The sequence below is a fragment of the Williamsia muralis genome, assembly GCF_051487485.1.
Lineage (GTDB): Bacteria > Actinomycetota > Actinomycetes > Mycobacteriales > Mycobacteriaceae > Williamsia > Williamsia muralis_B.
Window position 1 is genome coordinate 116,164 of sequence record NZ_JAHVCV010000004.1, and the last position, 12,353, is coordinate 128,516.

General features: G+C 63.9%; 13 protein-coding genes and 1 pseudogene. 6 read left to right on the plus strand and 8 right to left on the minus strand.

Going from position 1 to position 12,353, the window contains the following annotated elements:
• Positions 1-5 precede the first annotated feature (5 nt).
• On the plus strand, positions 6-830 hold the full coding sequence (gene nadE, locus KXR83_RS11955) for an ammonia-dependent NAD(+) synthetase (protein WP_437425046.1): 825 nt from the start codon (positions 6-8) through the stop codon (positions 828-830).
• Here nadE and KXR83_RS11960 read toward each other — a convergent pair.
• The 4 genes and pseudogenes from KXR83_RS11960 to trhO form a co-directional block, all read right to left on the minus strand.
• Entirely contained in the window at positions 799-1,749 is a 951-nt protein-coding gene (locus KXR83_RS11960) for an SDR family oxidoreductase (RefSeq protein ID WP_116914971.1), read from the minus strand. The two genes, nadE and KXR83_RS11960, sit on opposite strands and share 32 nt — an antisense overlap.
• 433 nt (positions 1,750-2,182) lie before the next feature.
• Positions 2,183-3,121, minus strand: a pseudogene (locus tag KXR83_RS11965) (N-acetylmuramoyl-L-alanine amidase); the annotation flags it as partial.
• A 190-nt stretch (positions 3,122-3,311) separates the two neighbouring features.
• Positions 3,312-4,349 carry a CobW family GTP-binding protein gene (locus KXR83_RS11970; RefSeq protein WP_437425047.1) on the minus strand — a complete coding sequence of 346 codons (1,038 nt, stop codon included), beginning with the start codon at positions 4,347-4,349 and terminating at the stop codon, positions 3,312-3,314.
• Positions 4,346-5,203: an oxygen-dependent tRNA uridine(34) hydroxylase TrhO gene (gene trhO / locus KXR83_RS11975; RefSeq protein ID WP_437425048.1), complete on the minus strand. Its 858-nt coding sequence runs from the start codon at positions 5,201-5,203 to the stop codon at positions 4,346-4,348. Before trhO ends, KXR83_RS11970 begins: the two co-directional genes overlap by 4 nt.
• 18 nt (positions 5,204-5,221) lie before the next feature.
• Between trhO and KXR83_RS11980 the strand changes: the two genes are divergently transcribed.
• The gene (locus tag KXR83_RS11980; RefSeq protein WP_437425049.1) at positions 5,222-5,890 is read left to right on the plus strand and encodes a hypothetical protein; all 669 of its coding nucleotides are present in this window, start codon (positions 5,222-5,224) and stop codon (positions 5,888-5,890) included.
• Between the two features lie 115 nt (positions 5,891-6,005).
• Positions 6,006-6,536 (plus strand): DUF4190 domain-containing protein, encoded by a 531-nt coding sequence (locus KXR83_RS11985; RefSeq protein ID WP_437425050.1) that lies wholly within the window; start codon positions 6,006-6,008, stop codon positions 6,534-6,536.
• A 17-nt stretch (positions 6,537-6,553) separates the two neighbouring features.
• Here KXR83_RS11985 and KXR83_RS11990 read toward each other — a convergent pair whose 3' ends face one another.
• From KXR83_RS11990 to KXR83_RS12000, 3 genes are read right to left on the minus strand one after another with little or no spacing between them, the layout of a single operon-like run.
• Positions 6,554-7,189: an LON peptidase substrate-binding domain-containing protein gene (locus KXR83_RS11990; protein ID WP_437425051.1), complete on the minus strand. Its 636-nt coding sequence runs from the start codon at positions 7,187-7,189 to the stop codon at positions 6,554-6,556.
• Positions 7,190-7,218: 29 nt separating this feature from the next.
• Positions 7,219-8,046 (minus strand): oxygenase MpaB family protein, encoded by an 828-nt coding sequence (locus tag KXR83_RS11995; protein ID WP_437425052.1) that lies wholly within the window; start codon positions 8,044-8,046, stop codon positions 7,219-7,221.
• Positions 8,047-8,080: 34 nt separating this feature from the next.
• On the minus strand, positions 8,081-8,644 hold the full coding sequence (locus tag KXR83_RS12000; protein ID WP_437425053.1) for a type 1 glutamine amidotransferase domain-containing protein: 564 nt from the start codon (positions 8,642-8,644) through the stop codon (positions 8,081-8,083).
• A gap of 160 nt (positions 8,645-8,804) precedes the next feature.
• On the opposite strand from KXR83_RS12000, the gene KXR83_RS12005 reads away from it, so the two are divergent.
• The 3 genes from KXR83_RS12005 (at position 8,805) to KXR83_RS12015 (ending at position 11,117) form a co-directional block, all read left to right on the plus strand.
• The gene (locus tag KXR83_RS12005) at positions 8,805-8,969 is read left to right on the plus strand and encodes a hypothetical protein (RefSeq protein WP_157366796.1); all 165 of its coding nucleotides are present in this window, start codon (positions 8,805-8,807) and stop codon (positions 8,967-8,969) included.
• Between the two features lie 189 nt (positions 8,970-9,158).
• Positions 9,159-9,731 (plus strand): sigma-70 family RNA polymerase sigma factor, encoded by a 573-nt coding sequence (locus tag KXR83_RS12010; protein WP_165842418.1) that lies wholly within the window; start codon positions 9,159-9,161, stop codon positions 9,729-9,731.
• 117 nt (positions 9,732-9,848) lie between these two features.
• On the plus strand, positions 9,849-11,117 hold the full coding sequence (locus tag KXR83_RS12015) for a cation:proton antiporter (protein WP_437425362.1): 1,269 nt from the start codon (positions 9,849-9,851) through the stop codon (positions 11,115-11,117).
• A 15-nt stretch (positions 11,118-11,132) separates the two neighbouring features.
• Here the strand turns inward: KXR83_RS12015 and KXR83_RS12020 are convergent, their stop codons facing one another.
• A complete protein-coding gene (locus KXR83_RS12020) occupies positions 11,133-12,341 on the minus strand; it encodes an RtcB family protein (RefSeq protein ID WP_437425054.1) in 1,209 nt (402 codons plus the stop codon).
• Between the last annotated feature and the right edge of the window lie 12 nt (positions 12,342-12,353).

Here is a 12,353-nt window from a genome sequence, read left to right on the forward strand (position 1 = left end):
GCCTCATGACCAGCCTGCAAAAGCGCATCATCACCGAGCTCGAGGTGTCGGACACCATCGACCCCGAAGCAGAGGTGGAACGGCGAGTGGCCTTCCTCAAGCAGTATCTGAAGGCTGCGGGCTCGGCAGGATTCATCCTCGGAATCAGCGGCGGTCAGGACTCCTGCCTCACCGGCAAACTGTGCCAGCTGGCGGTCGAAGGTCTGCGATCAGAAGGAACCGAAGCCACCTTCGTCGCGGTACGACTTCCCTACGGCGAACAAGCCGATGAAGACGACGCCCAGATCGCACTGACGTTCATCGCACCCGACCGGTCGGTGGTGTGCAACGTCAAGCCGGGATCGGACGCCACTGCCGAGGAAGTCGTCCAGACGATCGGCGAACCGCTCGAAGACCTGGTGCGCGGCAACATCAAGGCCCGCGAACGCATGGTGCTGCAGTACGCCATCGCTGCCCACGACAACCTCCTGGTCGTCGGTACCGATCACGCGGCGGAGGCCGTCACCGGATTCTTCACCAAGTACGGCGACGGGGGCGTGGACATCACTCCCCTCACCGGATTGACCAAACGGCAAGGCGCACAGATCCTCCGGCATCTCGGTGCACCCGACTCGGTGACCTCGAAGGTTCCCACCGCCGACCTCGAAGATGATCGGCCGGCGTTGCCGGACGAAGAGGTGCTGGGTGTCACCTACAGCCAGATCGACGACTACCTCGAGGGCCATGAGGTGGACGGTCAGGTGGCCAAGCGGATCGAATCACTGTTCCTGCGTACCCGCCACAAGCGAACGGTGCCGGTCAGCCCTTTTGACGACTGGTGGACGAGCTAGTATTCGAATCCGACTGCACGGCAAGAGCTTCGAGGTTGCGCCCGCTCACTCTTGCCAGCTGGTCGAATCGGTTGTTGGCAATACGCATGACCACCTCGTACGGCAAGGCGAACTTGCGGGCCACCCAGTAGCCGAACCGGATGTCCAGCGAGGTGTACACCATGAACTGGTTTTTACGCACCCCACGCAAAATGGCCTGGGCGGCACGCTCGGGAGAGACGGCCACTTTGTGGAAGTGTTCGATCTGCCGCTGAACCTTCGGGTTGTCCCGGTCGATGCCGGCGATGTCGACGGTGTTGACCAGTGGCGTGTCCACACCGCCCGGGCACACCAGCGAGACCCCGATCTTGTGGCGGCGCAGGTCCATTCGTAGCACCTCTGACACGCCGCGCACCCCGAACTTGCTGGCGCTGTATGCCGCGTGCCAAGGCAGGGCGAGCAAGCCCGCCGCCGACGACACGTTGACGAGATGGCCCCCACGGCCACGGCGCACGATCTGGGGAACGAAACACTCGATGATATGGATCGGGCCCATCAAGTTGACGTCGACCATCTTCTTCCAGTGACGGTGCTCCAGGTTTTCCACTGTGCCCCAAGCAGATACACCGGCGATGTTCATCACCACGTCCATCACACCGACCTCGGCGTCCACCTGCTGGGCGAACCGGCGTACCCACTCGTAATCCGAGACGTCACCTGGACGATGGAACAGGATCTTGCCGTCGGCGCGCTTGATCTCGGCGACGGTCTCGTCGAGATTGTCCGCGGCGATGTCGGTGAGCACGAGCGCTGCACCCTCACGCGCGGCCGCCACGGCAGTGGCCTTGCCGATCCCGCTCCCGGCACCGGTAATCAGGACCCGCTTGCCTTGCAGGGTGGGCACAGGAGCCTTCATCACCAACAGATCTCGAACACTCATGACCCAACCCTACGGGTCACGTCCGCACTCAGATAGGGAGTTTGCCGCCAAACATCTCGTAGACGACCGACAACATCGCCTGCAGAACCTGCGATGCGGCGTCACTTCCCTCGCTCGACAGCAGACCCTCGATCGCCTCCGGATCGTCGGTCTGCGTCAGCTGTCCGAGCAGCGGCAGGATTGCCTGCAGACCACTCAGATCGATTCCCTCACTCTGCTCCGTGGTGGGTGTTGTGGACTGCTGACCGGCCAGAGGCAACTGCGGGAACGCGATACCCGGCGAGGGAGTCGTGGTGGTCGTCTTCGGTGTTGTCGAGGGCGTTGTCGACGGCGTGGCAGCCTTCGGGGTGCTCGTCGACGGCGTCGTAGAAGGGGTCGTGGTCGATCGAGCCGCTGTCGTCGGAGTCGTCGCTGAGGGCGCTGTGGTTGATGGCGCGGCCGCGGAAGGTGCGGTCGGTGCGACCGTGGATGCCGCCGGCGTGGTCGGAGCGGTTCCCGTGGTCGGCGCGGTTCCCGTGGTTGGCGCGGCTCCCGTCGTTGGCGCAGCCGCGGTGGCACCCGTCAGCAAGTACCTGATGGCACCGTCGACGATGGCGATGGCGTACTTGAGCTGGCCCTCGGCACCCGACAACGTAGCGGCATCAGCCGGGTTCGACAGGTTGCCCAGTTCGGCGAAGACGTCCGGCACCTTCGTCAGGTTGACGGCCGCGACGTCCGCGCGGGTCTGCAGTCCGTCCTGCGCGCCGGCGTAGTTCGCGGGTGCAAACCCTGCGCTCTTGAATGCGTCACGCATCTGCTCGGCGGCCTTGCGCCCCTTGCCCGACTGCACCTCGTTCACGGCCGCGTCAGGAATGGGCAGTTCGGGGACGATGATGTGGAAGCCACTCTTACCCGCGTCGGTACCGGGCGAGGTGGAGTCCGCGTGGATGTTCACGGCAAGATCGGCATTCGAGGCGTTGGCCGCGTTGGCCCGCTCATCGATGCACCCTCCCCACCCGGTGTCATCCTGGCGGCTCAGGACAACTTTGGCGCCCTGGCTCTCGAGTCCGGCCTTGACCAGCTGGGTGATGTCCCAGTTGACCTTGTGCTCAGGCACCCCGTCGGGGCTGGTGGCGCCGGTGGTCTGGCACGGCTTGGTGCCTCCACGCCCGTCGGGAACCGGCTTGTTCAGATCGTTGCCCGCAGCCGATCCCTGATGTCCGGGATCGAGGAAAACAGTCTTGCCTGCCAGCGTGTTCCCTTGTGGCGGTGCAGGTTCGGCATTGGCCGCAGTGGGCATCGCGATCAGGGAGGCCGCAACCGCCAGGGAGGTGAGCCCGGCGACGCGGAGGTTCTTCTTGGTCACGGTGTTCCTTTCGAGTACGCCTGAAATCGAGTCCGAGTTCCACCCGATGGGCGCAACATCAGTCACAATATTCACTTCAGTAACAGTCAAGCAGTAGTCGAGACTTTTGGGAAATTGCCGACCTGCACCTGAGAAACCGTTGTTGGCTTGTGATCTGGTCGATGCGTAACTGTGCGGCGGCACAGGTCGGGACAAGCAGATCCGCAGGTACCCTGCGCTACCGCAGGTAGCGGGTGAGGCTGAGCATGGCCTGCTTGTCCACGTCACCGTCGGCGCGAGCCTCCAGCAAGACCCGGCGCACCTGGTCCTCGTCGATGCCCACCCCGATCACCACGAGTTCGGTACGCCGTGGCTCGTCTTTCTCCCAGCGCTGGGCGTGGACCGTCACGTAGTTCCCCACGGTGTGCAGGACGTACTTCTGCCGATGCCCCGCCACGTCGAACCAGACGAATCCTTTGATACGGAACACACCCGCAGGCGGTTGTTCGAGAAAGGCCGCCAGCGCCCGCGGGTTCATCGGGGCGCTCTCGGTCACGGAGACCGACTGGTAGTCGTGGTGCAGATGACCGCAGTGCTCCTCGCTGCCGTCTTCACCGCCCAGATCCTCGGCCAGCAGCAGCTCGTCGAGACCCAGTTGCCGCGGAGCCTTGTCATCCACCTGTTTCTCGTCGGCATCCAACAGCAGTCCGACGTCGATCGCGGAGTCGCTGGTTGCGACGATCGGCGCCGTGGCATTTCGCTCGCGGAGCCGGTCGCGCACGGCGTCGACAGACGATTGCTCGGCCAGGTCGACCTTGTTCATCACGATCATGTCGGCAAGCGCCACGTGCTGATCGATCTGCGGGTGACGCTCCCGTGTGGCCGGATAGTTCGCCGCGTCGACGAGGTACACAAGACCGCCGTACTCGATTCGTGGATGAGTGCTCGCCGCGACCATCCGCACCAGATTGCGCGGCTCGGCCAGGCCGCTCGCCTCCACCACGATCAGGTCCAGAGCGGCGCGCGGAGTGGTCAGCGCGGCGAAGGTGGCCTCGAGTCCCTCGTCGTCGACCGTGCAGCACATGCAGCCGTTACCGAGCGCCACCGTGCCGTCGACCTGACCCGCCACCAACATCGCGTCGATGTTCACCGCTCCGAAGTCGTTGACCACCACACCGATTCGCAGACCGGCCCGGTTGCGCAGAAGGTGATTGAGCAGTGTTGTCTTGCCGGCACCCAGGAACCCCGCGACTATCAGAACAGGAACGGTTGTCATCGCTCCGGTCCGGCGAGGCAGTCGGGGCAGACGACAACAAGGTCTCTGCCGTCGGCGTCGGGGTAGTTGGCGACGTTCTTGGTGGCTGCGCCACATTGTGTGCAGTGTCCGACGACCTTCGCGTGGTCAGAGAAGTCGACGCTCATCCGTTTGTCGAAGACGTAGAGCGAGCCCTCCCACAAGCCGTCGTCGCCGAATTGTTCGCCGTACCGGACGATTCCGCCGTCCAGCTGATAGACCTCACCGAACCCGCGGTTGCGCATCAGAACCGACAGCACCTCGCACCGAACACCGCCGGTGCAGTAGGTGACCACGGGCTTGTCCTTCAGGTGGTCGTAGTCACCGCGCTCGATGACCTCCAGGAAGTCGCGGGTGGTCTGCGTCGGTGGCACCACCGCGTCGCGGAAACGACCGATCTGCGCCTCGATCGCGTTTCGGCCATCGAAGAACACGACGTCGTCTCCGCGGTCCGCGACCAGCTGATGGAGAGCTTCGGGCGTGAGGTGCGCACCCCCGCCGACGACGCCACCGACATCGACCTGCACTTCGTCCGGCGCTCCGAACGTGACGATCTCCGGACGCACCTTGACGCTGAGGCGAGGAAAATCGTCCCCGACGCCGTCGGACCACTTGATGTCTGCATTTTTGAACGCGGGATATGCCCGGGTGCCGCGGACGTAGCGCTTCACCGCGGTGATGTCGCCGCCGACGGTGCTGTTGATGCCGTGCTCGGAGATGATGATCCGGCCCGTCACGCCCGCCGACTCGCATAAAGTTTGCTGCCATAGGCGGATTGCCTCTGGATCGGCCAGCGGCGTGAAGACGTAGAACAGCACGATCTTGGGTGTCGACACACGGGTAAGGGTACGGACATGTGGAACAGATCGATCGCCGTGGCCATCGCAGCCGTCGCGACCGCGGTGGTGCTCGGCGGCTGCTTTCCGGAGGACGGCCCCACCCGCACGGAACTGCCGCCCACCGACGAATTGTCCACCGAGCAATCGGCGACCTCCACCACCACGACCACGCGGAGCACGACGGCCGGGCGGTCGCAGGGCTTCACCGTTGCCACCGCGATCAGCACCGCCCCCCGCGTGGACAACAGCATGTATCACCAGGCCGCGCAGACAGAGGACGGTCCGATCGAGGACACGTCGCAGTTTCATTTCGCGACAGCCGACGGTGCGGTCAACTGCTCCACCGTGCAGCGTGACCGGCCGACCCTTGCGTGCGAGCCCACCAACCCCGCCGGCGGCTCCACGACCAGCCGCGACTACTGCAACTGGGAGGCCGACTACGTGGTCCTCACCGACACCCCCACCCAGGGGACCTGTGCCGACACACCGTGGGTATGGGTTCGCGGCTCGGTGTTGCCCACCGGCTCCACCATCTCCGTCGGCACCTTCCAATGTCTGAACGATGATTCCGGCCTGTACTGCCTGAACACCCGATCACTCAACGGGTTTGCCCTGCGCGACGGTGAGTACCGCGCCTTGTCCGGCGCCGACCCGGCTCCGGCCGCGCTGACCGAGGGCGGCTAGGAATCCACCGCCACACCCGGGCGTCAGCCGGATACACTCGGCACACGAATCGGGCCGCTGCCTGACCAACTCCAGCTGGGCCGAGCGCTCCAGTCGAGCCTGAAAGGTGACGGCCATGACCTATCCCCCGCCGTACGAGCCGCCCTCCAACGATCCGCTGCGCAAACAAGATCCGGGCGCCGGCGACAACCCGCCGCCCGCGGACCCCGGATTCGGCTACCAGCAGCCCGACTACGGCCAGCCCAACTATGGCCAGCCCGACTACGGCCAGCAGGGCTACGGCCAGCCGAACTATGGGCAACAGGGTTACGGGCAACAGGGCTACGGCCAGCCGGGTTACGGTCAGGTGCCCGGGTTCAACCCAGCGGGGTATCCCTACACCCCCGTCGCCCAGACCAACACCAGTGCGGTCATCTCGCTGGTGCTGGGCATCGGTGCATTTGTGCTCGTGTGCGGCCTGGTCAGCATTCCGGCGGTGATCTTCGGCAACAAGGCGATCAAAGAGATCGACCAATCTCAGGGAACGCAGAGCGGCAAGGGCATGGCCCAGGCCGGACAGATCCTCGGCTGGATCGGAATCGCGATCTCGGTGATAGGCATCATCGGCTTTGTCATCCTGGTCGCGGCAGGCTCCGGATCGAGCTGACCACCGTTACTGCGGCGTCAATTGCTCGGCAGTCCTGAGAACTCGATGACCGCGATCAGGTCGTCGAGGGCCTGGCAGAGTGCATCGATACGCTCTGCAGTCGTCGGGGCCGACAGGATGCGCAGTCGATCGGCCGGGCCGAGGCCCAGCCGCACCGCGGTGCCGTAGACCTTCGTCTCCACTGTCTCGTCGTTGTCGAGCGGTTCGATGAGGCGATCGCCGACCGCGATTCCCCGGATCCTCATCAGGGCTTCTGCCAAAGAGTCGAGTCGGTGGACCACCGGCTGGAGATCGAGGTTCAGCTCATCGGTCTGCGGCGTCGGCCACAGCTCGATGTCTGCCTTCGGATACGGGTCGTCGGGCAGCCACGACCTCACCCGGAATCGTTCGGTACCCACGCACGACAGGTGATAGCGGCCGTCGGGCCGTGGACTGCATTCCTCGATGAAGGCAAGTGTGCCGACGTCCACGCGTTCTTCGCCGCCGCCCACCTCGTGGCCTCGAGCGATCAGGACGACGCCAAAGGTGTTGTCGCCGTCCGCGGAAGTGCAGTCGGCGACCATCGTCAGGTAGCGAGGTTCGAACACCTGCAAGCTCAACGGTTCGCCGGGCAGCAGCGTCATCCCCAGCGGAAACATCGGGTGTTCGCTCATGTCACCCAGCATGCCTGGCTGCCGGCACCTCAGAACACCCGGATCCCGGCTCGTCGCCGCAGCCGCACGTCCAACACTTGCGCGCGCATCATCAGCTTCAGCACGGGCGCGGCACGATCGACCACTGCCACCATCCGCCGGATGTCGTCGAAGGCACGTTGCTGCGCGGGCGACCACCGAAGGCCCATCTCGTCACGGAACGGCTGCGGCAGGCTACCTGTGGTCATGAACAGGTAGGGCTTTCCGAGAGTCAGGTGAAGCAAGGTGCCCACCGGACCCACGTGACCGCGAAGGAAACTGAGGTCCGCGATGGCCATCAGATGTTTGCGCACCGCCGGGTCGATGCGGATCGACCCGAGCTGCTCATCCCAATAGAGCTCGAACTGTTCTCGGTCGGCCGGCCACATGTGTGGTCGCACATTGAGAGTGGTCGCCAATGTGGCGGCATCTTGGTAGATGGCATCAGCCTGGCCAGGAGGTATCTGTCCGTACAGGAACTCGTATTGGTCGACGAACCAGCGGTACAGGCACGCCGCAACCCAGAGTTGCAGGCGTGGGTCATTGGCGCTGTATTTCACGGGACTGGCGGCCGTGGACACCACTTGATGATGAACGGATCGAAGCTGCTCCCGCACGAACTCCTTGTCCTCGTCGTCGCCCATCAACGCGACGGCGAGAAAGGAAAAAGTTGTCCGTGCCCGCTTCACCGGATGGATGAAGACATTCCCGGAATCGACCCGACTTTCCCGAACCCCGTGGCCCACAGGCGCCATCGCCAATTGCATGATGACGTTCGCCGTGTTGTTCGCGCTCCCCATGAGGGTCAGCAAATCCGCGGTCTTCGTGGGTGTTCGCACGGTTCCCCTTACTTCAGGGTGATGATGCCCGATGTCACCTGTTGTCGGCGGCGAACTCCCGGATCAACGCCTCACAGAATGCGGGTAGATCGTCTGGCTTACGGCTGGTGATCAGCGTGTTCGAACCGGCGTTGTCGACAACCACTTCCTCATCGGCCCACTGCCCACCGGCGTTGGTGATGTCGGTGCGCAGGCTGGGCCACGATGTCAGCTTGCGGTCAGACACCACACCGGCCTCGATGAGCGTCCACGGGGCATGGCAGATCGCGGCGACCGGTTTGCCCTCGGTGAAGAAGCCGGAGATGAACTTGACGGCTTCGTCGTTCATTCGCAGATTGTCGGGATTGGCGACACCGCCCGGCAGGACCAACGCGTCGAAGTCCGCAGAGGGGACCTCGGCCACCACCTTGTCGACGGGGAATTGGTCAGCTTTGTCGAGATGGTTGAAAGCCTGGATCTGCCCTGATTCAAGAGAGACCAGGGACGGTGTTCCGCCGGCTTTCTTGACCGCCTCCCAGGGCTCGGTGAGTTCGACCTGTTCGACACCTTCCGGCGCCACCAAGAATGCGATCTTCTGACCACTCAGTTCGTTTGCCATTGAAACCTCCGGTCGAAGTGTTGTGCACGTGTACTTTTGGCGCGTTCTGCACTCGCCGATCCGGATACCCGGCGCACCTCGCCAACAAACAGGTGAACAATGGGGAACTCTCTGCCGGTTGGGCCTAGACGTGAGCTACATCACAGTCTTACGGTGGGGCATGGCAACCAAGACCTATAGCAAACCAGTGATTCACCATTGTCCAGCCTGCGGCCAGCAGATGGAGGTCGAGGTGAAAGAGTTCCGGACTTTCGGGGGCGACATCCACAAGACCAAGACCGAGCCGCACTGCATCAATCCGAATTGCGTCGCCAAACAGCATTGAGAGCGACGTTACGGACGGTCGAATCCACTTCTACTGACGAGTAGTACCGGCTTTACCGGGCTGCGCGAGTACCAGCGGTACGCGAAAGCCCTTGCTCGACTTCTCCACTCACAATTCAAACCCGTCTCGGGGCCGGGCGATGGACAGCTGCAACTGTAACGGACTGAGAACATGTTCCTATACGGAAATATGACCGACGCACCCGAGACGGAGTCAGAGGTCGACCTCGGTCGACTTCTCCAGCGTGTCTCCACAGGAGACGAAGCCGCGTTTCGGCGATTGCACGACGCCACCCGGGCACGTCTGTTCGGGTTGATCTACAAGACCGTTCGAGACCTCGGGTACGCCGAGGAAACCCTCCAAGAGGTTTACATCGAGGTATGGCAAAAGGCCGGTCAGTACCAGCCAGAGATGGGCAGGCCGCTGTCGTGGCTCATGATGATCTGTCACCGGCGGGCGATAGACCGGGTGCGGGCAGAAGAACGGCTGCGCAAGAAGACCGCGGTCCTCGCGATGTTCTCGGTCGACATCCCGCAGGGCGGAGCCGATGAGCCCCTCCTGCTGCGCGAGGAGCACCTTCAGATCCGGCGGCACCTCAGCAAGCTGTCGAGCCGTCAGCGTCAGAGCATCGACATGGTTTATTTCGCCAACCTGACGCACGGTGAGACCGCAAAACGTCTCGGAATTCTGGTGCCGACCCTCAAGACCCGGCTCCGCGACGGGATCCTGCGACTGAGGTCGCAAATCCACGCCGAGGCGTGATCTCGGCCACCTGATCCGTGGCGGAGGTCCGGTGCTGAGGTTCGGTACCGGCCCTTCGGGGTACGGAGTGGTCATGGTCAGACCACACATCCCGGAGCGCCCGCGCTGAACGTCGAAATCGTCTACGTGTCGGCCGGCGTCGCACTGCTACTCGCTGCGACTGTTCCCCGACTTTTCCGAGACCGCGCCTTGTCGGCCCCGATGATCGTCCTTGCGATCGGAGCGATCACCGGACTCATCGTCGGGGACACCGGCACCGACCCGGTCTCCCCTCTCTCCCATCCGGCCGTGACCGAGTACCTCACCGAAGCCTGCGTCATCGTGGCGTTGATGGGCGTGGGACTGGCCATCGATCGACCGCTCAACTGGCGCACCTGGAGTTCCACCTGGCGCCTCTTGCTCATCGCGATGCCGCTGTGCATCGCGGGGGTCGCAGTACTCGGTTGGTGGGCCGCTGCGCTCACCCCCGCCGCTGCGGTCCTGCTCGGAGCTGCCCTGGCGCCGACCGACCCGGTGCTGGCCTCTGACGTCCAAGTCGAGGGACCGACATCGGGCGAGGGCTCCCACCAGGAGGACGATGAGGTCCGATTCGCGCTGACGTCCGAAGCCGGCCTGAACGACGCACTCGCATTCCCGTTCGTGTATCTGGCGATATTCCTGGCGACCAAAGGGCCGATCGAGGACTGGATCGTGCCGTGGCTGGCGTGGGAGCTGGTCGGCAAGATCGTGATCGGTGGTCTGGTCGGCTGGTTCGCCGGGGACCTGCTCGGCCGCGGGTTCTTTCGTTTCCCGATCAAACACGCGCGGTTGGCCGATCGCGGCGAGCCGATCGTCGCACTGGCCGCGACTTTCGCGGTGTACGGCCTCACCGAACTCGTCGGCGGTTACGGCTTTCTCGCGGTGTTCGCCTGCGCCCTGGCCATCCGCAACGTCGAACGGTCCAGCGGTTACCACGAGGAGATGCACAGTCTCATCGAACAACTCGAGCACGTCCTGACCCTGGTTGTGCTGCTTCTCGTGGGCGCTGCCCTCACCTCCGGACTGCTGGCCGAATTGACCTGGGGCGGCGTCTTGGTGGGTGTGGCCCTGGTGTTTGTCATCCGACCCGTGGTCGGCTGGCTGTCGCTGCAGGGTTGCGCCGACCTCGGGCCCAAAGAACGCAGGGCCACCGCGTTCTTCGGGGTCCGAGGCATCGGCTCGATCTACTACCTCGCCTACGCGGTCGCCGAAACCGACCTCCCACAGGCGAACATGCTCTGGGCGACACTGTCTTTCACGATCGTGCTTTCGGTGGTGGTGCACGGTGTGAGCGCCGCGAGGGTGATGCGTCTCCTTGAGGGCGAACGCGATGACGCTGCCGCCCCGGACCGGGATCCAAAGCAGTGAACCACCCTCGCGACCTCAGGTTCCCTTGACGTTGAGTACCTGACGCAGTTCGAACTCGATGTCCACGAGCTCTCGCGCGTCGCGCATGACAACGTCGATGTCTTTGTAGGCCGCCGGGATCTCGTCGATCCAGTCGGGTCCGTGCCGGTATTCGATGCCGACCATCGCCTTGTCCAGATCTGCCTCGGTGAACCGGCGCTTGGCTTCGGTGCGGGAGAACCGGCGACCGGCCCCGTGCGGAGCCGAGCACAAGCCCGCCGAATTTCCCTTGCCGCGCACGACATATGAGCGGGTGCCCATGGAACCGGGGATCACACCACGCACACCATCGTGTGCATCGATGGCTCCCTTGCGGGTCAGCCACACGTCCTTACCCGCGTGGCGTTCCTGAACGGTGTAGTTGTGGTGGCAGTTCACCGAGTCCGTCGCGATGTCGGCAGGATCGCCGTCGTGGCCGATCCACTGCGCGAACACCTGCCTGAACCGATCCATCATCTCCGCGCGGTTCTCGAACGCGAACCGCTGGGCCCACGACAGTTCGGTCAGGTATGCGTCGAACTGCGGTGTCTGCGCCGGCAGGTAAGCGAGATCGGCGTTGGGTAACCCGATATGCCACTGCTTGCACAACTTCTGAGCGATCTTGATGTGCTTCTGCGCGATCTTGTTGCCAACGCCCCGCGAACCCGAGTGGAGAAACAGCCAGACGCCGCCGACGTTGTCGATGCACAACTCGATGAAGTGGTTGCCGCCTCCAAGCGAGCCGAGTTGCTCACGCCACTTGGGTGAGTGGGACAGGTCCACCCGATCCGTCGCAGCGTCCGCGGCCAGCGACGCCACCCGTTCCGCGGTGAACGGGAACCGGTCGAGCGAGCGGTTGTAGTTGCCCGGCGACAGCGGGATGGCAGATTCGATCGATGCCCGCAGCACCGACAGATCGCGGCCGGCGAGGTCGTGCTCGCTGTATCGGGTTCGCAGTGCAATCATTCCGCAGCCGATGTCGACGCCGACCGCTGCGGGGATCACCGCGTCGATGGTGGGGATGACCGTTCCCACGGCAGAACCCTTGCCTGAGTGGGCATCTGGCATGAGGGCGACATGTGGGTGCACAAAGGGCATCGACGCGGTCTCTTTCGCCTGCTCGATCGTGTTGTCGTCGATGTGCGAAGCAAACGACAAGAGCTTGAACGAGTCGATACGTCGGGGCTTTCCCGCATTGCTGTCCATACGTCGGACACT